At 41.9% G+C, this 19,623-nt stretch carries 21 protein-coding genes; 8 read left to right on the top strand and 13 right to left on the bottom strand.

Features of this window, described 5'->3' with window-relative positions; translation table 11 throughout:
• The first annotated feature begins 69 nt into the window (after window positions 1-69).
• Both M1D84_RS03710 and M1D84_RS03705 read left to right on the top strand, forming a co-directional pair.
• Window positions 70-747 (top strand): response regulator transcription factor, encoded by a 678-nt coding sequence (locus tag M1D84_RS03710; protein ID WP_122632048.1) that lies wholly within the window; start codon window positions 70-72, stop codon window positions 745-747.
• On the top strand, window positions 744-2,075 hold the full coding sequence (locus M1D84_RS03705; protein ID WP_024423416.1) for a HAMP domain-containing sensor histidine kinase: 1,332 nt from the start codon (window positions 744-746) through the stop codon (window positions 2,073-2,075). Before M1D84_RS03710 ends, M1D84_RS03705 begins: the two co-directional genes overlap by 4 nt.
• Before the next feature lie 20 nt (window positions 2,076-2,095).
• Here M1D84_RS03705 and spxO read toward each other — a convergent pair whose 3' ends face one another.
• Window positions 2,096-2,260 carry an anti-adapter protein SpxO gene (gene spxO, locus M1D84_RS03700; RefSeq protein ID WP_003212782.1) on the bottom strand — a complete coding sequence of 55 codons (165 nt, stop codon included), beginning with the start codon at window positions 2,258-2,260 and terminating at the stop codon, window positions 2,096-2,098.
• A 192-nt stretch (window positions 2,261-2,452) separates the two neighbouring features.
• Here spxO and M1D84_RS03695 point away from each other — a divergent pair, with 192 nt between their 5' ends.
• A complete protein-coding gene (locus tag M1D84_RS03695; protein WP_213405038.1) occupies window positions 2,453-3,331 on the top strand; it encodes a TetR/AcrR family transcriptional regulator in 879 nt (292 codons plus the stop codon).
• 47 nt (window positions 3,332-3,378) lie between these two features.
• Here M1D84_RS03695 and fumC read toward each other — a convergent pair whose 3' ends face one another.
• Entirely contained in the window at window positions 3,379-4,773 is a 1,395-nt protein-coding gene (gene fumC, locus M1D84_RS03690) for a class II fumarate hydratase (protein WP_024423418.1), read from the bottom strand.
• An 89-nt stretch (window positions 4,774-4,862) separates the two neighbouring features.
• Complete coding sequence (locus M1D84_RS03685) at window positions 4,863-5,030, bottom strand: YvzF family protein (protein WP_003213147.1); 168 nt, start codon at window positions 5,028-5,030, stop codon at window positions 4,863-4,865.
• 112 nt (window positions 5,031-5,142) lie between these two features.
• Between M1D84_RS03685 and M1D84_RS03680 the strand changes: the two genes are divergently transcribed.
• From M1D84_RS03680 to M1D84_RS03665, 4 genes are read left to right on the top strand one after another with little or no spacing between them, the layout of a single operon-like run.
• Window positions 5,143-6,567 carry a spore germination protein gene (locus tag M1D84_RS03680; RefSeq protein WP_213405037.1) on the top strand — a complete coding sequence of 475 codons (1,425 nt, stop codon included), beginning with the start codon at window positions 5,143-5,145 and terminating at the stop codon, window positions 6,565-6,567.
• Window positions 6,554-7,648: a GerAB/ArcD/ProY family transporter gene (locus M1D84_RS03675; RefSeq protein ID WP_024423420.1), complete on the top strand. Its 1,095-nt coding sequence runs from the start codon at window positions 6,554-6,556 to the stop codon at window positions 7,646-7,648. The genes M1D84_RS03680 and M1D84_RS03675 overlap by 14 nt, the downstream gene beginning before the upstream one ends.
• Complete coding sequence (locus tag M1D84_RS03670) at window positions 7,645-8,766, top strand: Ger(x)C family spore germination protein (RefSeq protein ID WP_213405036.1); 1,122 nt, start codon at window positions 7,645-7,647, stop codon at window positions 8,764-8,766. The genes M1D84_RS03675 and M1D84_RS03670 overlap by 4 nt, the downstream gene beginning before the upstream one ends.
• A gap of 37 nt (window positions 8,767-8,803) precedes the next feature.
• Window positions 8,804-9,172: a hypothetical protein gene (locus M1D84_RS03665; protein WP_041107739.1), complete on the top strand. Its 369-nt coding sequence runs from the start codon at window positions 8,804-8,806 to the stop codon at window positions 9,170-9,172.
• 42 nt (window positions 9,173-9,214) lie between these two features.
• On the opposite strand, the gene M1D84_RS03660 is transcribed toward M1D84_RS03665, so the two are convergent.
• The 7 genes from M1D84_RS03660 to M1D84_RS03630 form a co-directional block, all read right to left on the bottom strand.
• The gene (locus M1D84_RS03660) at window positions 9,215-9,850 is read right to left on the bottom strand and encodes a response regulator (protein WP_073207381.1); all 636 of its coding nucleotides are present in this window, start codon (window positions 9,848-9,850) and stop codon (window positions 9,215-9,217) included.
• Entirely contained in the window at window positions 9,847-10,911 is a 1,065-nt protein-coding gene (gene liaS, locus M1D84_RS03655; protein WP_024426016.1) for a two-component system sensor histidine kinase LiaS, read from the bottom strand. Before liaS ends, M1D84_RS03660 begins: the two co-directional genes overlap by 4 nt.
• Complete coding sequence (gene liaF, locus M1D84_RS03650) at window positions 10,908-11,699, bottom strand: cell wall-active antibiotics response protein LiaF (protein WP_332284874.1); 792 nt, start codon at window positions 11,697-11,699, stop codon at window positions 10,908-10,910. Before liaF ends, liaS begins: the two co-directional genes overlap by 4 nt.
• A gap of 3 nt (window positions 11,700-11,702) precedes the next feature.
• On the bottom strand, window positions 11,703-12,572 hold the full coding sequence (gene liaG, locus M1D84_RS03645; protein WP_332284876.1) for a LiaG family protein: 870 nt from the start codon (window positions 12,570-12,572) through the stop codon (window positions 11,703-11,705).
• Between the two features lie 104 nt (window positions 12,573-12,676).
• Window positions 12,677-13,345: a stress responsive protein LiaH gene (gene liaH / locus M1D84_RS03640; RefSeq protein WP_059375010.1), complete on the bottom strand. Its 669-nt coding sequence runs from the start codon at window positions 13,343-13,345 to the stop codon at window positions 12,677-12,679.
• Between the two features lie 15 nt (window positions 13,346-13,360).
• Window positions 13,361-13,753, bottom strand: coding sequence for a membrane protein (locus M1D84_RS03635; protein ID WP_025094127.1), 393 nt, complete (start codon window positions 13,751-13,753; stop codon window positions 13,361-13,363).
• A 162-nt stretch (window positions 13,754-13,915) separates the two neighbouring features.
• Window positions 13,916-14,485 carry a cob(I)yrinic acid a,c-diamide adenosyltransferase gene (locus M1D84_RS03630; protein ID WP_111926699.1) on the bottom strand — a complete coding sequence of 190 codons (570 nt, stop codon included), beginning with the start codon at window positions 14,483-14,485 and terminating at the stop codon, window positions 13,916-13,918.
• A 188-nt stretch (window positions 14,486-14,673) separates the two neighbouring features.
• On the opposite strand from M1D84_RS03630, the gene M1D84_RS03625 reads away from it, so the two are divergent.
• The gene (locus tag M1D84_RS03625; RefSeq protein WP_133744586.1) at window positions 14,674-15,420 is read left to right on the top strand and encodes an SDR family NAD(P)-dependent oxidoreductase; all 747 of its coding nucleotides are present in this window, start codon (window positions 14,674-14,676) and stop codon (window positions 15,418-15,420) included.
• 16 nt (window positions 15,421-15,436) lie between these two features.
• On the opposite strand, the gene pdxA is transcribed toward M1D84_RS03625, so the two are convergent.
• The 3 genes from pdxA to M1D84_RS03610 are packed head-to-tail and all read right to left on the bottom strand — an operon-like array spanning window position 15,437 to window position 19,588.
• On the bottom strand, window positions 15,437-16,462 hold the full coding sequence (pdxA, locus tag M1D84_RS03620; protein WP_025094125.1) for a 4-hydroxythreonine-4-phosphate dehydrogenase PdxA: 1,026 nt from the start codon (window positions 16,460-16,462) through the stop codon (window positions 15,437-15,439).
• Window positions 16,438-17,781, bottom strand: a complete 1,344-nt coding sequence (locus M1D84_RS03615) for a four-carbon acid sugar kinase family protein (protein ID WP_133744585.1) — start codon at window positions 17,779-17,781, stop codon at window positions 16,438-16,440. The genes pdxA and M1D84_RS03615 overlap by 25 nt, the downstream gene beginning before the upstream one ends.
• A 25-nt stretch (window positions 17,782-17,806) precedes the next feature.
• Entirely contained in the window at window positions 17,807-19,588 is a 1,782-nt protein-coding gene (locus M1D84_RS03610) for a sigma-54-dependent Fis family transcriptional regulator (protein WP_181950627.1), read from the bottom strand.
• Window positions 19,589-19,623 lie beyond the last annotated feature (35 nt).

The raw sequence follows: 19,623 nt of genomic DNA, 5'->3' as shown, positions 1-19,623 counted from the left end.
AAAGCGTGTGATTGTTGACATGCCGCCTTCGTATCCCGTTATAATGACGTTGAGAGGATGTGGAAGACTTTGTCGTACACCATTTATTTAGTTGAAGATGAACAAAATTTAAATGAACTGTTAACCAAATATTTAGAGAGTGAGGATTGGAATGTCTCCTCTTTTTTAACCGGAGAAGCGGCACGCGAGGCCATAAACAAGCCGCCGCATCTATGGATTTTAGATATCATGCTGCCTGATACAGACGGCTATACCCTCATAAAAGAAATTAAAGCCGCATCACCTGACGTACCGGTCATTTTCATTTCAGCACGTGATGCAGATATCGACCGTGTCCTCGGTTTAGAGCTGGGAAGCAGTGATTATATTGCGAAGCCGTTTCTTCCTCGTGAGCTGATCATTCGGGTTCAAAAGCTGCTGGAGCTTGTGTATAAAAACAGCGATAGCCCGCAGCAGCAAAGCGTCACTTCAGTTTCTTCTTATGTCATTCATGAGGATGTAAGAGAGGTCTATGAAGAGGGGCAGCTCATTAACTTAACGTCTAAGGAATTTGACTTGCTGCTTTTATTTACACATCACCAGGGACATGCTTTTTCTCGTGAAGATATCCTCGTCAAGATTTGGGGACACGATTACTTCGGGACAGATCGTGTGGTGGATGACCTTGTCAGACGGCTGCGCAAAAAAATGCCCGACTTAAAGGTCGAGACCATCTATGGATTTGGCTATAGGATGCTGAAAGGATGAAGAACAAACCGCTCGCTTTTCAAATTTGGGCTGTGATCTCTGGCATTTTGCTCACCATTTCCATTGTCCTGATTATTCTATTTTCCAATACATTACGTGACTTTTTCACAAATGAAATTTATAAAAATATCGAAAATGAACAGCAAGTGCTGACAGAATATCCATTGAACCGAGACGGCTCGCCAAAATCGACACCGGAAAACCGCTCCGTGCAGCACATTTTGATCCCGTCAGATGAATTAGATCAAATGGCGCAGTTTTTTCCGCATGCTTTTATTGAGAAAATCCAATCGTTTGTGAAAAAACAAAAAAGCGCAACGAAACGGTATTCTGAAGAGGTGAACGGCCAGCATATCTTTTTTGTCATCAAAAAAGTATCATCAGGCAATACACAATATATTCTTCTGTCCTATGCACCAGATTCTTATCGAGATGACCTATCCTTTACGCTGTTTAAACAGCTGATCTTCATCTTAGGCACTGTTATTTTACTAAGCTGGATTCCATCGATTTGGCTTGCCCGCTATCTATCCCGACCAATCGTTGCGTTTGAAAAGCACGTCAAACGGATTGCCCAAGAGGACTGGGACGATCCTGTCATCGTTGACCGGCAAGATGAAATTGGCAAACTTGGTCATACCATTGAAGAAATGAGACAAAAACTCATTCAAAAAGATGAAACAGAACGGACACTTTTGCAGAATATTTCACATGACTTAAAGACACCTGTCATGGTCATCCGCGGCTACACGCAGTCCATTAAAGATGGTATTTTTCCTAAGGGAGATCTTGAACAAACGGTGGAAGTCATTGAAGGTGAAGCGGAAAAGCTTGAGAAGAAAATCAAGGATCTGCTGTACTTAACAAAGCTTGATTATTTATCAAAACAACATCCCGCACATTCTTCCTTCCTACTCAGTAATACGATGCTGGAAGTGGTCGACCGAATACGCTGGTCGAAAAATGAATTGCAGTGGAACGTGGACTTAGATGATGAGGCTGCTCTTGAAGGCGATCCAGAACAATGGAGCAAATTATTTGAGAATGTACTAGAAAATCAACTTCGCTACGCAAAAAGTAAGATTGATATTCAGATGAAACAAGAAGAGGATCAAATCCGCATTGTCATTCGTAATGACGGTCCTCCAATTGAAGAACATATGCTGTCCAACCTATACGAACCTTTTAGTAAGGGAAAAAAGGGCGAATTCGGTATTGGATTAAGCATTGTCAAAAGAATCCTTTCAATGCATCAAGCGTCCATATCTATTGAAAATGATGATCTAGGTGTACGTTATACAATCATGGTTCCAAAGAAGAGACTGTAGGTTTTTGACCGCAGTCTTTTTTAAATGAATGAATACCCATTGAAATCACGGTATGTGGCTTTGATCTTTTTGCCAGCTTGATACATCCATTTCTTTTCAATGGTTGTCTCTTTCGGCATTTTGACTTTTTCTACTTGAATCCCTTTTGTTCGCAAGCGTCTAATCATATCATCGATTTCTCTCATGGAACATCATCCTTTCACATATTTTGACCAGTTGGTCACCTTACTTTATAATATAAAGAATTACACTGTAAAAAACAAGTTACAATCTGATTAATTTTTGAAAACTTTCGTCGTTTATGACCAATAAGTCACATCTCTTTGCGCACGTTTCCTAAGACATTTGTCTCTCGGTAAGAAAGGATGACATTCATATTGAAAAAGAAAGAAAAAATGATCATTGAGGCTGGCATGAAATTATTTGCCAGCAAAGGCTACAACACAACGTCTGTTCAGGAAATTGCGGATGAATGCCACATGTCAAAGGGTGCTTTTTATCTTTATTTTAAATCAAAGGAAGCATTGCTCATTTCGATCCTTCATTACTATTACGATAAGGTATTTACCCGGATTCATGAGGTTCAAACAGAGGGCGGCACACCAAAAGAAGCCTACCGCAAACAGCTCACTGTCTATTACGATAATATTTTGCAGCAAAAGGATTTTATTAAAATGCAGCTGAGCGATCGAGCGCTTCCTATGACTCAAGAAACGCAGCAGCTCGCAAAACAAATTAGGCTTGCGACGATTCAGCTTCATATCGATAATATTAAACAAGTGTATGGAGACGCTGCCATTCCTTATATGGCTGATTTATGTTTGACGATTGAGGGCATGAGCCACGTTTATTTCGAGCTTGCGATTTTATATGATTTTCAGCTGGAAGCAGAAGAGCTTGCCACAACCATGATTCACCGTATCGATGATTTGATGGGCGGTATGATGAAGCGAAATGACCCTCCTCTCATTTCTGTAGATCAAGCGAGCGATTGGTTTGGTCCGATTTATGAACGGTCATTCGATCCGCTCACAGAATCTCTTTTACAGGAATTAAGAGAGATGGCTGAAGCACACTATGAAGTGAAAGACGAGCCTGAATTATTTGAAGCGCTTGGCATTCTGGAAAATGAATTAAACAAACAAAAACCAAGACAAGTCATCGTGAAAGGCATGCTGTACCAATTGAAATTATACGCACCGCTGCAAAGCAACTCTGAGTCACTTTTGCGTATTTTGAAAGAGGATCATTTGTAAACACATATTTTCAATGAAAAAAACCAGGGGCAGCCGCCCCTGGTTTCTTATTTTGCTTTCGGTGTCACCATTTCCTCTGGTTTCACAAATTGCTCGAACTGCTCTTCTGTTAACAGCTCTAATTGAAGTGCTGCTTCTTTTAGTGTTAATCCTTCTTTGTGTGCAAGCTTCGCAATTTTCGCTGCATTTTCATATCCGATGTGCGGGTTCAGTGCCGTCACAAGCATCAATGAATTGTTCAAGTTTTTCTCAATCGTTTCAAGGTTTGGTTCGATTCCAACTGCACACTTGTCATGGAATGAATTCATGCCGTCAGCAAGTAGTTCAACTGATTGCAGGAAGTTATAAATGATGACTGGCTTAAATACGTTCAGCTCAAAGTTTCCTTGGCTTGCCGCAAAACCGATTGTGGCATCATTCCCCATGATTTGTGCTGCAATCATGGTTAAAGCTTCACTTTGGGTTGGATTGACTTTTCCTGGCATAATGGAGCTTCCCGGCTCATTTTCAGGAATGATCAATTCACCAATTCCGCAGCGAGGACCACTTGCAAGCCATCTCACATCATTAGCAATTTTCATTAAATCAGCTGCAAGTGCTTTTAAAGCACCGTGTGCATACGTAATTTCATCATGGCTTGTCAGCGCATGGAATTTGTTTGGTGAAGAATTGAATGTTTGACCTGTCAGCTGGCTGATTTCCTCAGCAACATATTGACCGAACTCAGGATGTGCGTTAATGCCTGTACCAACAGCAGTTCCGCCAATGGCCAATTCTCTCATTTTTTCAGTTGATTCTAGAATCATTTCTTTTGAACGGTCCAGCATGTATACCCAGCCGCTAATCTCTTGGCCAACTGTCAGCGGTGTTGCATCCTGCAAGTGCGTACGGCCGATTTTCACAATCTCTTGATACGCTTTTGCTTTCTCATCAAGAGTTGTTCGTAACTGGTCAATAGCAGGCAATAATTTTTTGTACACAGCTAAAACAGCTGCCACGTGCATAGCCGTTGGGAATGTATCATTTGAGCTTTGGCTGCGGTTAACGTCATCATTCGGATGAATGCTGAACTCGCTATTTTTATCTTTCAAGTAAGCAGTTGCTCTGTTTGCAACGACTTCGTTCATGTTCATGTTACTTTGTGTTCCACTGCCTGTCTGCCAAACAACAAGCGGGAAATGCTCATCATACTTTCCGCTGATGATGTCATCACATACAGCAGCAATTGCTTCTGCTTTTTCGCTTTCAAGGTTGCCAAGACGTTCGTTCGCAATCGCTGTGCTACGTTTCAAAATTGCAAACGCATTCACAACTTCCTTTGGCATTTTCTCAGAACCGATTTTGAAATTTTCTTTGCTTCGTTGTGTTTGTGCACCCCAGAACTTGTCCTTCGGCACTTTGATTTCGCCCATTGTGTCTTTTTCGATTCTAAATTCCGTCATTATGTATCCCTCCATAGCTTCTCATCACTCAACTCTATTCTATACAAAAAACGAAAATCCTTTAAGCGTTTTCAATTAAAATTTTATCTTTATTTTAATTTTAGTTCAATATAAACGCGAACATCCTTCGAATATTTGTATTTTGGGTTCGTTTTTCCGTAATCCTTTGATGTATATGTCACCTCATAATGCTTGTCAAACGACTGTAGAATACGGTCGATCTCCTCTTTTGTTCCTGCTAAACGAATCTGTGCCATCTTGTTTCCTCCAAAACCCTCATTCTTTCTTTTACCACAAAATAATGTAACACAGAATATTGTTTTTTCAAGCAGGTAATGCTAAGAAAAAGATTTGAGGCGGGTGATCCGAATGAATCAGACTCCATTAAAAGAGCACTTATACGATAATCTCTCCGTCATTCTTCCGCAATTAAAGGAAATGGACGATTTGGTCCATGAGAAAAAAACGCTGTCCAATGGACAGGTTGTTTACTATTTATACATAAAAGAAATGAACGAAAAAATGGAGATTCAAACCTTTTTAAAGCTGCTTCTCCAAGATCATACGTCTCTCACAAAAGAGAAGTTAGAATCCAATTTATCGATGATGACCACACGTTCGGTGAAAACCTCTGAGGAATTGGTCGATGCGATTTTTGATGGGCATTGTGTTGTTCTGATTAACGGATTTCAGCATGCGTATATTTTAGAAACGCATGGAACGAAGAAACGCAGTATAGGGGATGCTACCTCTGAAACAGTTGTGAGAGGACCGAAAATTGGCTTTATTGAAGATTTAGATACGAATTTAGCTCTTGTAAGACAGCGCTTGAAAAACCCAGATCTTAAAACCGTCGACATGAAGATTGGTCAAAAAAAGTACACCCAAGTGACTATCATGTACATAGATGGTATGGCTCAATCGTCTGTGTTAAAAGAAGTGAAAAAACGGCTCAAGCAAGTCACCATTGATGATATACAAGATTCCGGTGTTCTTGAGGAACTGATTGAGGACAATGTGTACTCTCCTTTCCCGCAAATACAAAACACAGAACGGCCGGATAAAGTGGCCTCTGCTTTAAATAATGGACGTGTCGCCATTTTTGTTGATCATTCTCCTTTTGTGTTAATTGTACCTGCTTCTCTCGCGACGATTATGCAATCACCTGATGATTATTATGAAAGGTGGATTGCCGCCTCTCTCATTCGGATGCTGCGGTTTACCTCTATCTTTCTGACATTATTTTTATCAGCCATTTATATTGCACTTGTGTCCTTCCACCAAGGACTTTTACCAACAACACTGGCTATTTCGATCTCAAGTACAAGAGAAAATGTCCCCTTTCCGCCTATTGTGGAGGCACTCATCATGGAGATAACGATTGAACTGCTGCGGGAAGCAGGTTTAAGGCTGCCAAATCCGCTCGGTCAAACGATTGGACTTGTAGGCGGAGTTGTCATCGGGCAGGCGGCCGTTCAGGCTCATATTGTGAGCTCGATCATGGTGATTATCGTCAGTGTGATTGCCCTCGCATCATTCACTGTCCCGCAATATGGGATGGGCATGTCGTTCCGCGTGCTCCGGTTTGTGTCCATGTTTACAGCAGCTACCTTTGGTTTATATGGGATTGTGCTGTTCATGCTCGTTCTCCTTACTCATTTAACACGGCAAAAAAGTTTTGGGACGCCTTATTTCTCACCAGATTTTGTGTTCAGCTATAAAAACGAAGACAATTCCATCATTCGATTGCCTTTAAAAAATCAAAAGAAAGGAGAACGATATGGTCAATCATAAAGAGTCGATCACCAGCTATCAGGCAAGTGCCATCATTGCCAATACAACATTAGGTGCAAGTATGATGATTCTGCCAAGAGCAATGGCTCAGGCTGCAGCTACACCTGACGGCTGGATTGCGCTCTTACTCATGAGTGGCATTTACATTGTATTTATTTTTGCGAATGTCCTTATGATGAAAAAAGTCCCCTTCTCCTCTTACTATGATTATACGAACGAGGGGCTTGGCAAGTGGATCGGTGCCCTTGCTAACCTGCTCATTATTATTTATTTTCTCGGCGTTGCCAGCTATGAAGTGCGGGCTATGTCGGAAATGGTGAAGTTCTTTTTGCTTCAAAACACTCCTGTAGCGGTGACAATGATCAGTTTTATTTTGGTCGGTCTTTATCTTGTCGTCGGCGGGATTGGTGATTTTGCCAGACTGTGCCCTTTTTTCCTCATTGTCACCCTGATTATCTTATTTATTGCTTACGGACTCAGTGTTCAAGAGTTTAAGTTAGATAACCTCCGGCCTGTTTTAGGCGAGGGCTTCTCCCCTGTCTTCAAATCCTTTAATGCATCAGCCATTTCGTTTGTTGGTATTGAAATGATGCTGTTTATGCCTGTCTATATGAACACGCAAAAACACACCTTTGCTTATGGCGCAATCGGCTTTTTGATTCCTGCGATCATTTATATATTCACCTATATTCTTGTCGTTGGTGCGTTCACTGTGAAAGAAACTGCGACGTTGACTTGGCCGACGATTGCTTTATTTCAATCGTTCGATATACAGGGGATTTTTATTGAGCGAATTGAATCTTTTTTGCTTATCGTTTGGCTTGTTCAGCTTTATACGAGCTTTGTAGGATATACGTTTTTTGCTGCAATGGGGGTATCCAAACTAACAAAATTACCCAAAAAAGTCGTACTCACGTTGATGGGAATTGTCATCTACTTTGCCGCCGTTTTCCCAAAGGATGTTGATACAGTGCGTGATTATTTAACCTATGTGAACAATTTATTTTTCCTTTTATTCGGCATTCTCCCGTTTCTCTTATTTATCATCGTATTTTTTAAAAGGAGGCGGAAAGCGGCATGAAAAAGAAGGCGGTTTTTGCATTAATGACCCTTGTTCTATTAAGTGGATGCTGGGATAGTACCAATATTGAGGAACTCAACATGGCGATTGGTTATGGCTTAGATAAAGGAGATCACGGTCATAAGCTTAAAATATCAATGCAAGTCCTTGTTCCTCAAAAAATTGAACAAGAATCCAGCGTAAAAGACCCAACAAAGATTATAGAAACGAGTGGTGATTCCGTACATCAAATATTCCGAACAACGACGCTCAAAAGTCACCGGATTTTCGCCCAGCAGCTGAGGGTGTATTTATTTTCTGAGGAACTTATCAATGAGAATAATTTCGACCTCGTCATTAATCAATTTATTCGCGACAATGAAACGCGGAGAGGAAGCCTCGTCTTTATGACCTCAGAAAAGCCTGGGGACTTGCTGAAAATCAATGACGATGGGCAGCCAGCTTCTTCTACATTATATGATATTTCTGGGAATACAAAATCGACCATACGTATGTTCAAGCCCGTTTCATTAGGAGATATTTCTTCTGCTATGCAAAACAACGTATCTTTTGCTGTTCCGAAAGTCGGTGTGGATCAAGGGAAATTAATACTCGATGGAGCCTCTATTATTAAGAACAGACGATTTCTCACCAGCATCTCTCCGTTAGCCGTGCAGTCATACAATCTGTTGACTGGGGACGGAAAAGGCGGAGTGATTGAATTTGAATATGATCACAGCATCTATTCGTTTGAGATTTTTAAACTGAAACACAACATTGAAACGAATAAAACAGCGAGCGGAAAATATCAATTTAATGTGTCAGTGGCGCTTGAAGGAAGGTTGTCTGAGGATTGGAATGAGCGTGAAAACTCATTTAATGAAAAGTATCTTCAAGAGATTGAGGGTGCAGTGGAGCGTCAATTAGAGAAAAACGTAAAAGATTTCATTGGGGAATTACAGCATGAGATCAAAGCAGATATTTGCGGGTTTTCTCAAAAAGCGAGTATTGCGTATCCGAAGGACTTTCGAAAAGAAGCGAAGCATTGGGATGAAATTTTTAGTGAATCAGACATTCGTTACAAGGCAAATGTGAAAATCCGTGACTTCGGGACTAAGGGCGCAACACAATCTTTATAGAGTATGTTAAAATGGTAAGAAAAAAAGGGTGTCAATCATGAAACGAGCTTTACTTTCGGCCGGCATTCTATTTTTGATTCTAGGGATACTTCTGTTAATCGTTGTATTCACGCAATCAAAAGAAGATTTCTTCATTGAAGCCGACAGCTTTTCAAGCACATTTTTGATCGTGGTTTATTATGGACAAACCCCTGCGCTCCTTCTGTTGGGAGGCGGTTTATTCGTCGGACTTTCACAGATCATTGATTTGCAGGAAAAAAAAGCGGCAGCAGCAAAGGAGAGCGTAAAGCTTTTATCCGAAATGAAGAAAACCCTGGAAGAAAAATCGGCCAAGGAGCAGGAGGCTTTTCCAGTTCCTGAGCTCCATCAACTATCCGAACGTCCGATCACAGGACAGAAGGACTAATTTTACGCATGTTCTAGCAGCTTTCACCTGAAAGCTGTTTTTTTATTGAATCAGCTTATGACGGTGCGCATACACAGCCGCTTGCGTTCGATCTTCCACATCAAGTTTGGAAAGAATGTTGGTAATATGGGTCTTCACCGTCTTAATTGTAATAAATAATTCCTCGGCAATGACCTTATTCGATTTCCCATCCGCAATCAGCTTCAAGATCTCCATTTCTCTTGCTGTTAATGAATCGTGAAGGATGGACCCATTTGATGAATGACGGAGTTTATTCATGACCTTTCCAGCCACTTTTGATTCAAGTCTTGGTTCACCGATACTTGCTGATCTGATGGCATCAGCAATTTCTCCTGCCTTGGATGTTTTTAATAAATAGCTTAGAGCACCCGCCTCAATCACCGGATAGACTTTATCATCGTCAATAAAGCTCGTCAGAACGATAATCTTGGCATCTTCAATTTCCTGACAAATTCTTTTCGTTGCTTCGATGCCATCCATCCCTTCCATGACAAGATCCATTAAAATCACATCTGGCTTTAACTCAACGGCTAGCTCTACACCTTTTTGTCCATCTGACGCTTCACCAATGACTTCAATATCAGGCTGCGCCTCTAAAAAGGCCGCAAGACCCATTCTCACCATTTCGTGATCGTCGATTAAAAGCACTCGAATCATCGAACGTTCTCTCCTTTTCCTTCATCAAAAATGGGGACCTTCACATCAATTTGTGTGCCTTTTCCCTCAAATGACATAATCTCTGCGACACCGCCTACTTCACTTGTTCTCTCTCGAATCGATTCAAGTCCGTAGGAGGCTGTCTTCACATGATCTGTTTGAAAGCCGATACCATTATCAATAATCTTTAGCTGCACTTGCCGGTTTCTTATGAGCAGGCGCACAGTTACCTTTGTCGCCTTTGCATGCCTAAATACATTAGACAGGGCTTCTTGCACAATTCGGAAGAGGTGGTCCTCTACTCCTTTAGATAACGGAACATCATCTTCGATTTCCCAATCAATATCAATCGGCTGCTTTGCTTGGAATTCATTTAGCAGCTCAATTAAGCCTTTTTTCAGGTCTTTTCCTTCTAGCGTGATCGGTCTTAGGTGAAGCAGAAGAGCACGCATCTCATTTTGTGCATCGCCAGCCATTCGTTCGACAAGCTGCATTTGCTTTAATATCTTTTCGTCCTTTTCCTTCATGCCTTCAAGAATAGCTGAAGTCATCATTGAAATCGCAAATAACTGCTGACTGACCGCATCATGGAGCTCTCGTGCAAGCCGCTGCCGCTCTTCTGAGACGACCGATTTCTTCATTTGAACCTGCCATTCAGCCCGTTCATTTGAAAGCTTTTGCAAAGAGGCTACTTGCCCTTCGACCCGCTTCGCCATTTCATTTAATTGATCGGCGGCTAAGCCAATTTCATCGTCGCCAAGAGACGGCAGTCTATATGCAAAGTTTCCATTTTCAAATTTCAAAATCGACTCAACAAGCTGATCGAGGCGTTTCTTATGCTGATAGCCAAATACACTCCCGGCAGAAATCCCAATCGCAAGACTAACGATGAGTAAAATACAAAAAAACGGTATGCCAAACCAGCGGGTAGAAAGCAGGATCATCGGATCAAGCTGATAATAAAAAAACATCGGCAGTGTCGTCATCGTCACAACACCGAGCGAGATACCGACGCCAAGACGAACAGATTGCCACTGGAGACCTAAATGCAATTTCCTCATAAGTATCTCACATCCACATCTCCGATCAGCAGAGAGATGGAGATTTTCACTTTTCGTTTGCTCTCATCGTAATCGTTGGTCATCACGTACACTTTACTGCCAAACCCGCTTCTTTTTTCATCTATGATTTTCATATCACCAATCGCGGCGGAAGCACTCACACATACTTCAATATCCTGCGGTACGTAAATATCCACATCTCCGATCAGCCCGCTAATCACGATCGTACTCTCTTCTTCTGCGATGATCGCCTTTGATAAATCGATTTTAACATCGCCAATAAAACCTGAAATCGTCAAATCACTTAATTGAAACGGCTTTTTCATCAGCCTGACTTCACCAATAAAAAAGTCATGCTCTTTGCGCGGCTTTGTCTGGCTTTTTGTTTTCTTCTGATCGCTCTTTTTTTCAAGATTGACTTTCAGTGAAGGCTTCCCGTCTTCTGATGTGTCCTTTTTATCGACATCAAAAACAGGTTTATTTTTCAATAAGCGGTAGCCGGCATAAATCAAAAAGGCCGCAAATAGGTAACCTGTTAAACTAAATGTAATATTGAGCAGAAATTTTAAGAAGAGAAAGCCGGCAAAAATATAGGAAACTGAACCGAGCCAACGTTTGGATCGTGAGTGCAGCCAATAACCCGCCAGCGCAAAAAACACAGGCCAAAACAAATCTGCTCCGATCCCAATAATTTTGAGAAATAAATTAATACCAAATATCACAACAATGATGCCTAAAATTTGATTCCTTGTAAAACGCAGTTGACTCGCCTCCTTCCTTTCTTTCATTCATTACCGCAGCTTGAGGTTACCACTTGTCATTTCAATATCGACTACATGTGTCCCTTTTCCCCGCGTACCTGTAAAGCCTCGACCTTCACTATCCACTTGATCAAAGTCATACGAGTGATCGATGCTTCCACTTGTTTTTTTCACCTGAACGTTGAAATCTCCGTCATCTGGCAAATTAAATTTCGCGCTCCCTGATGTCATATGAAAGGAGACAGGTGACTCAATTGTATCAAAACTTGCTGTCAATCGGCCGCTTGTCATGCCCAATTGCAGCTCGCCTTTGACATCATTAATATCAGCACGCCCTGAAGTTGCCCCAATATCACTATCCTTCGCATCAATGTGCGACACTGCCAGTCTGCCAGAGGTTGCTTTGATTTCTACATTTTTTGCTGAGAAATTCTCAGCTGTAAGGTTTCCGCTCGTTGATTTGAGTATCACATCTTGAAGGGATAGCTTTCCTTCTCCGTCAATCTCACTGACGCCGCTTCCACCCGTAATCTTCACATTTTTATGATAATCTGTTGGAATTTTAACTAAAAGCTCTCCTTTTTCAAATTGAGTAAAAAACAAGAAGCTTTTATTTTCAGCACGAATTTTGAACGTACCGCCTGTTTGCTCCGCATACATTTTCCCTTTTCCATTGACAGCAGTCACCGAGATATCAGAACGATTTTCAGGTTTTACCTTCACGCGAAACCCAGAAAGAGAAATATCTAATTGATCAATCTCCTCTTTTTTCGCTGAAGCTGTTGTCACTGGTTTTTCACGGGAAAAACTTAAATGAAAGAGATTTTCATTTTTGAAAAGCATGCCAATCATTAAAAAGATACCTACAAGTATACAAATTAGACCGATTAATCGCTTCATTTATACCATCCCTTTATCTTCTGACCTTTTCATTATAAGGAAAAGCGAAACAGAAAGAAATCAAATATCGGAAGAAAAAGCCTGCTTTTCTTCCGATTTGACCTCTATACGTTTGCTTGCTGCTGTTCAGGCTTTTTCTCAAGCTTCAGCTTCTGCCATTCTTTTTCAACCTCATCGGCGTAGTCTAAATGAGCATATGCCCCTTGATCTGCAAATTGTGCATAGCTGCCTGCTTTTGTTTCCATTTCTTCAATACGGTTCTCCATTCGAAGAAACTCTTTATATGCACTTTCACTGTCTACTTTATTGATGGAATCATTCATATGCTGCTTTGCCTGTGCGGCATTGGCTCTTGCAATCAGTGCCTGCTTCTTGTCTTTTATATCACGCAGCTTCGTTTCTAAGTGCTGCAATTGCTCCTTCAGCTCTTTCAATTGTTTCACAGATTGCTGGTAGGCTTCCTGATATTCGTTGTGCTTTTCTTCAAAATACTTCATTTCTGTGAGCGCTTTTCGTGCAAGCCCCTCTTCTCCCGCATGATATGCCAGCTCGGCCTGTTTCTTTCGCTTTTCAGCAAATGCTTCCGTCTCTTCTGCTTTTCGCAGGAAGCCTTGCTGAATCGTTTGCTGTTTGATGATGGCATGTTTCGCTTTCGCAACATCATCCTCCATATCACGAACGTATTGATTCAGCATGACACGAGGATTCTCCAATTTATCTAAACCTTCATTGACAGTTGCAACAAACATATCTCTTACTCTTCTTAATACCATTTGATATTCCTCCCTTTATTTTTTCTTTAGAAAGTCTTCCCATTCTTGATCAAAAGACGTATGAATCGGTTCTTCCGTATTAGGTGCCGTGTTTGGCTCCATATAGGCTCTGCTTGATGATTTTTCGGTAGATTCACCATTGATCATCGACCAGCCAAAATAAAGAAGTACCCCTGCAAATGCGATGCCGAGTATAAACGGCAGAAATTGCACGACGATCAGTACACCAATGACTGCTAGAATGACACCTAAGGTTTTACTGCCTTTTTCGTATTTTTTAACACCTACATAGATGAGCCCTGCACCAATCAAAACCGGGATCAGCCCACCTAATGAACCACCAAAGAAGATGGATAAACCGACAAACAATAAAATTGAACCGATAATGGTTTTACTTGTTATTTTCATCTTCATGCCTCCTTTCTTGCTCCTTGCTTTAACTATAGTCAAAAAAGAAAGCCGGCAAAACGTGTCACAGATTGATCTTTGATTGCGACTAGAGTCGTAACAATGCTCAGACTAAGCGGCAGAACCTAATAAAAAAGCACTCTTCTATGAAGAGTGCTTTCCTTATTTAGAACGAAACACATCGGCACTTCGTTCATATTCAACATCAGCTTCACCAAGCCGATAATTCACGATTCGAGCGGCTGCAAATAAATAATCGGATAGACGGTTTACGTATGAGAGCGCAACGGCGGGAATCTCCTCCTGTTTTGCAAGCGTCACAATATGCCTCTCGGCTCTTCTGACGACTGTCCGCGCCACATGTAAGAGAGCAGCGCCTTCCTGACCACCCGGTAAAATAAACTTAGTAAGCGGCGCGGCCTCTTCTACATAGACATCCATTCTTTCCTCAAGGACTGTCACAGAGGCTTCTGTTAATTTGCCTTCTTTACGTGGTTTGACTGCTGCCAAATCACCACCGCAGTCAAACAGCTCATGCTGTATAACGATCAGCTCTGACAAAAGGTCCGGAAACAATTCGCCATGCTGCCGTAATTTTGCATGCGCGAGTCCAATAAAGCTATTCGCCTCATCTAACGTACCATACGCCTCTACTCTCACATCATCTTTATCGGCTCTTCCGCCAATCAAGCCTGTTTGGCCCTGATCCCCGGTTTTCGTATAAAGTTTCAACGGTTTGCCCCCTTTTCTACTGCTTTGTCTCTTTAGTATAACCTGAAGTTGAAAGGAAGTATTTGTTTAATTATGAAACACCTTAACTAAAAGATTCCCCAATCCCCTTATATATGTTGAACGATGAAACATCCCGTTTTATAATGAATGAAAGCGCTTTTAATTATGAGAGATGGGGTGGGATGTACGTGAGTTTACAAAATAAAGTAGCAATCATTACAGGTGCAAGCAGAGGAATTGGCCGCGCCATTGCGGAGGCACTTGCCTGCGAAGGAGCGCGCGTCGTTCTCAATGGAACGAACGACATGCTGCTGCAAGAGGTTTGCTCCTCACTGAATAAAAAAGAGAAACGAGCCGTTTATGTTGCTGGTGATGCTAGTTTACCAGAGACAGCCTCTTCACTCGTGGAGCAAGCGAAAACACATTTTGGACAGATTGATCTGCTGGTCAACAATGCTGGGATCAATTTACGAAAATCAACAGTCGAGACATCCCTTGATGAGTGGAAACGATTGATTGATATTAATTTGACCGGCACGTTCCTCATGTGCCAAGCGGTCATTCCTGACATGATCAAACAACAAGGCGGAAAGATTATTAATATGAGTTCTACAACTGGCAAAACCCCTCATCACAATGCATCACCTGCATACGGTGCATCAAAGGCAGGCATCAATTATTTAACCATGCATCTTGCCAAAGAATTAGCAGAGCACCACATTCATGTGAATGCTGTCTGCCCTGGTCCAATTGAAACAGACATGAGCAAACAGTGGAGCGATGAATACCGGCGTTCGGTTTTAGATAGAATTCCTTTGAAAACGATTGGGACACCAGAACAAGTCGCAAATGTTGTGACATTTTTAGCTTCTGACCAGTCGGATTTTATCACAGGAGAAACCATCAATATGAATGGCGGAACGTATATGAACTAGAAAAAAAGAGCCTCTCTTAAAGGCTCTTTTTCTTTTCATATTGATTTTCTCTCGTACCAGAAAGCATGATGGCCTGTCTAATAGCTTCTTCCATGCTCGCAGAATCAGCTTTTCCTGTTCCTGCGATATCAAATGCCGTCCCATGATCGACACTTGTACGGATAATCGGCAGCCCAACTGTAATGTTTACACCCGACTCTAAACCAAGCACCTTAATCGGTCCGTGCCCTTGATCATGATACATCGCCACAACGATGTCAAAGTCACCTCTTACTGCCCTAAAGAACAAGGTATCAGCAGGCAGCGGCCCAAATACTTGAATCCCTTCTTCCTGCGCTAGTTCAACCGCTGGGATGATCTTCTCCTCTTCTTCTCCGTTCCCAAACAACCCATTCTCTCCAGCATGCGGGTTAATCCCGCATACAGCGATTTTAGGAGCAGAGATCCCAGAACGGACGAGTGTATCATGTGCCAGCTTAATCGTCGTGTATACACGCTCAGGATTAATCTTTAAAATGGCATCCATTAATCCAATATGTGTGGTGACATGAACTACCTTTAAGTTAGGGGCCGCCAGCATCATCGCATAATCTTCTGTACCTGTCAGGTCAGCTAAAATTTCTGTATGTCCTGGATACATATGACCTGCCTTATGAAGTGCTTCTTTGTTTAGCGGCGCTGTGCAAATGCCGTCAATTCTACGGTCATTTGCAAGACTAATGGCTTTTTCAAGATATCGGAAAGCAGCATTTCCTGCTTCTTTTGATATGTCCCCAATTGGAATCTCGTTCGTTAAGAGCTTAAGGTCTAAGCACGGAACTGCTCCGGCTTTCACCTGCTCCGCTTCCTCTGGTTCTTTGATACTTACAATCTCCACATCTGTATTCACAAAGTCTTTTGCCCTATTTAATATACTGGTATCTCCGATCACAAATAGAACGGCTTCTTCATGTAAACGCGTTTGCTGAAAAGCTTTTAAAATAATTTCAGGACCAACACCAGCCGCATCTCCCATCGTTACAGCAATGATTGGTTTTGACATTCGACTTCCCCCTCTATCTTTTTCAGCACTTCTACCGCGTGGAGTACTGAATTTTTTTGACCGTAAGCTCCTGCTTTCGTAACCGCATATAAATTCGTATCAACAAGCTGACCGAGCGGGATGCCAGGTTCAATTTCTTTCAGCAGCCGAATACCTCCTGCTCCAAGCTCCTGGCAAATCGCCCGCGCTGTATCTCCGCCAGTTAGGAAAAGTCGTCTCATTCCTGATAATGTGACAATGTCTTTTGTGATCATTCCAAGAAAGACGGACAAAGCACTTCCAACCTCTTGTCTTGACAGCCCTTTCTTTTCTCCGTAAACCAGCATCTTTTCAACCATCTCTGGCCGTGCATCTGTGTAAAGGAGAATATCTTCGTTCTGACGCTTACGCAGTTGATCGAGAACTGATTTTCGTTCCCATGCTTCACGGCCGTTTAATACATTCAGCGGGTTCACTTTTATCTCAAAACAATCGTGAGTTTCTCTTAAATAAGCAAACTGCTCATTTGTTTTTTGAGAGGCACTTCCAGATACGATGAGGACAGGTCTCTGTTTTTTAAGGCAAGAAGTATTTCTATGTTTAGCGACATATGCCGATAATGCACCAGCTAGTCCCGCTGAACCGACCCATAGTATTCTTTTATCCATCTTCATAAACACTTCCACAATCCGCCCTAAATCATCACTTGTTTCTGCATCACACACAAACCATTGGTGACCATGCTTCAATAAGGATGATACCTCATCATTCATTCCTTTGAGCTCTTCACCGATTGTTTGTTGAGAAAGGTTTTTTGGTCTGACGTTCGTCTGCTCCTCAATTAAATCTGGTATGCTGGATGTCAAAACTGGTGTTTTCGGATCCTTTGCTGCCTCTGACAGATGAACAGGCACTCCTTCCACATAATGTATGCCATTTTTGGTTGCTCTTTGTGCATCTGGGTAGGCAGGTGCGATAACCGCCGCATCAAATGGGCCAATATCCATTAGTGCTTGCAGTTCAATTCCTATATTGCCTCTTAATGTTGAATCTATTTTTTTTAAGAAAAGGTGCGATTCATCTTGGAGAAATGGCTGCACCATTTGGCTGACCTCATGGTAGGCGTTCTCTGAAGACATACTTCGTGAATCGGTATCCACTATCAGCACATCCTCTTTATACCTGTCAATGCCTTCAAATGACGGCTGAAACAGGACAGAGGCTGTGAAGCCCGCTTTGACAAATTGAACACCTGTATCGTTGGCACCTGTCAAATCATCCGCCACAATGATTACCTTTTGCTCTAGTTTCGCTCCTTTTTTTAATAGATCGTTTGTCATTTAGACACCTCGGCCTCATTACATATTATTCCTTTAGCTTTCTCCATAGCGTCGTACGATTGATATTCAACCGCTTTGCCGCCTTTGATTGATTCATATTTTCTTCTTCCAGCACCGTTTTGATAATCCGTCTTTCAATTTCATCAAGCGTTCCATTCAAATAGCTGGACAGCTGTTTTTCTTCATTTTCAAAAGCAAGCTGATCAATTGCTGCCTTTGCCTTATTCAACGTGATATATCCACTTTTTGTCGTCAGCACAAGCTCCTCAATGATCCGCTTGAACTGCCTGACATTTTCTCTGAATTTCTGGTGTTGAAAGGCTTCAATCACATCTGCTGACAGCCCAACCACCTGCGTCCCGTAAAGAGAATTTAGTTCCGCAATAAATAACCTGCTCATGTCCTCAATATCTTCTGGCCGTTCAGATAACGGAGGGACATGAATTGTGAGCTCCTGTAAGCCTGTATATAATTCCTCACAAAACGCTCCAGATTGCATCAATTTGAACAAATCCACTTGAGACGCAGCCATCCAGCGAATATTCTGATGATGATGCATCTGCTCAGCAATGAGCTGCTGTATATCCATTGGAACGCTCTCAATATCCTTTAGAAACATCGTCCCTTTTTGATGCAGAGGGATTGATTTTAAATCTTCCGGTTCTATCAAACGTCTGCAATGTACCGTCGTAAAGCTCTCATCTTTCCTCTCGCTCATTTGATGGATGGCAAATGCAAGGCTTGATTTACCAGTTCCTTGTTCACCATACAGGCAAATCGAGCGCTCCGTTTGGCTAAACGCTTTTGCCCTTTTGATCACATCTTTCATTTTCGGGCTCTGTTCTGTAAAAAGAGCAAATGGATGTTCTGAATGAATAGGCGACGCAAGCGTCCAAATACGATGACCTTCTTGATTCATCACAGCCGAAGGCCTTTCAATCGTGACAAGCAACTCGCCTTTCGATAGCATGCTTCCTTTGACATGCCACACTTGTTGCTGATGAGATATTTGAGAATATCCATTTTGTTTCCCTTCTCGAATCGCCTTTAGTGCCGGTTCAAGTGCTGGACACCATGTAATCACATCGGCATGAGAAGTAGACGGTGCAAATAATCCTTTTTCTGTCCATTGTTTCATTTGTTGATTCATAAAATGAAGTTTGTTGTGTGGATCGACGATCAGCATGCCTTTTGGCTCTTGATCAATCATTTCACGAAAAAGACGCTGTTCAGCTGTCGCCTCTTTATATAAACGATACATTTGTTTTGCTTGATGAAATGCTTCTTTGACCGATTCACGACCTGATGTAATGAGCATACTCTGCATTCCCAGCTCTTTAGCCGCTTTATCTGTAATGACATCTCCAAGCACAACCTGTGTCCCTTGATCTTGTAATTGTTTTAAGAGATCCCATACCTCTTCCTCTTGCTGCACTGTGTAAATATCAATTTTAATTCCGTATAATTCCCCAATGGTGCGGACACCTTGAGTGATATTTTCAAAACCCACGACCGCTTTTTTACCTTGATAATCTTTTATCAGCGTTAAGGCACGAAGCAAGTCGTACCCTGACACAGGGATATCCACTACTGGGATGTTCACATGTTTTTGAATGAGCGCAGCTGTTCCGCCCCGGCTCATAATGATATCCATCCCTTGAGCTTCTGCTTGTTCTGCGAGAGCAACACCAGACCTAAGATCTCCGACTACAAGCTGGAATGTGATATTTTTTTCTTCTTTGGCAAGGTCGATTAACACATCTCCCAACCCTTTATACGGCGCAACACCTAACACTTTGATATTCATGAAAAGGACCCCCATTTTTTATCTCTTCATCATGA

The sequence above is a fragment of the Bacillus sp. PK5-006 genome, from assembly GCF_054161415.1.
Note: the sequence above shows the minus strand (reverse complement) of the source record. Positions and strands in the feature narration are given on the sequence as shown.

Bases quoted from the DNA above. Each gene is read 5' to 3' on its own strand.
- M1D84_RS03705 (WP_024423416.1), top strand. From the start codon at position 744: ATGAAGAACAAACCGCTCGCTTTTCAAATTTGGGCTGTGATCTCTGGC.
- spxO (WP_003212782.1), bottom strand. From the start codon at position 2,260: ATGAGAGAAATCGATGATATGATTAGACGCTTGCGAACAAAAGGGATT.
- fumC (WP_024423418.1), bottom strand. From the start codon at position 4,773: ATGACGGAATTTAGAATCGAAAAAGACACAATGGGCGAAATCAAAGTG.
- M1D84_RS03685 (WP_003213147.1), bottom strand. From the start codon at position 5,030: ATGGCACAGATTCGTTTAGCAGGAACAAAAGAGGAGATCGACCGTATT.
- M1D84_RS03680 (WP_213405037.1), top strand. From the start codon at position 5,143: ATGAATCAGACTCCATTAAAAGAGCACTTATACGATAATCTCTCCGTC.
- M1D84_RS03675 (WP_024423420.1), top strand. From the start codon at position 6,554: ATGGTCAATCATAAAGAGTCGATCACCAGCTATCAGGCAAGTGCCATC.
- M1D84_RS03670 (WP_213405036.1), top strand. From the start codon at position 7,645: ATGAAAAAGAAGGCGGTTTTTGCATTAATGACCCTTGTTCTATTAAGT.
- M1D84_RS03665 (WP_041107739.1), top strand. From the start codon at position 8,804: ATGAAACGAGCTTTACTTTCGGCCGGCATTCTATTTTTGATTCTAGGG.
- M1D84_RS03660 (WP_073207381.1), bottom strand. From the start codon at position 9,850: ATGATTCGAGTGCTTTTAATCGACGATCACGAAATGGTGAGAATGGGT.
- liaS (WP_024426016.1), bottom strand. From the start codon at position 10,911: ATGAGGAAATTGCATTTAGGTCTCCAGTGGCAATCTGTTCGTCTTGGC.
- liaF (WP_332284874.1), bottom strand. From the start codon at position 11,699: ATGAAAGAAAGGAAGGAGGCGAGTCAACTGCGTTTTACAAGGAATCAA.
- liaG (WP_332284876.1), bottom strand. From the start codon at position 12,572: ATGAAGCGATTAATCGGTCTAATTTGTATACTTGTAGGTATCTTTTTA.
- liaH (WP_059375010.1), bottom strand. From the start codon at position 13,345: ATGGTATTAAGAAGAGTAAGAGATATGTTTGTTGCAACTGTCAATGAA.
- M1D84_RS03635 (WP_025094127.1), bottom strand. From the start codon at position 13,753: ATGAAAATAACAAGTAAAACCATTATCGGTTCAATTTTATTGTTTGTC.
- pdxA (WP_025094125.1), bottom strand. From the start codon at position 16,462: ATGTCAAAACCAATCATTGCTGTAACGATGGGAGATGCGGCTGGTGTT.
- M1D84_RS03615 (WP_133744585.1), bottom strand. From the start codon at position 17,781: ATGACAAACGATCTATTAAAAAAAGGAGCGAAACTAGAGCAAAAGGTA.
- M1D84_RS03610 (WP_181950627.1), bottom strand. From the start codon at position 19,588: ATGAATATCAAAGTGTTAGGTGTTGCGCCGTATAAAGGGTTGGGAGAT.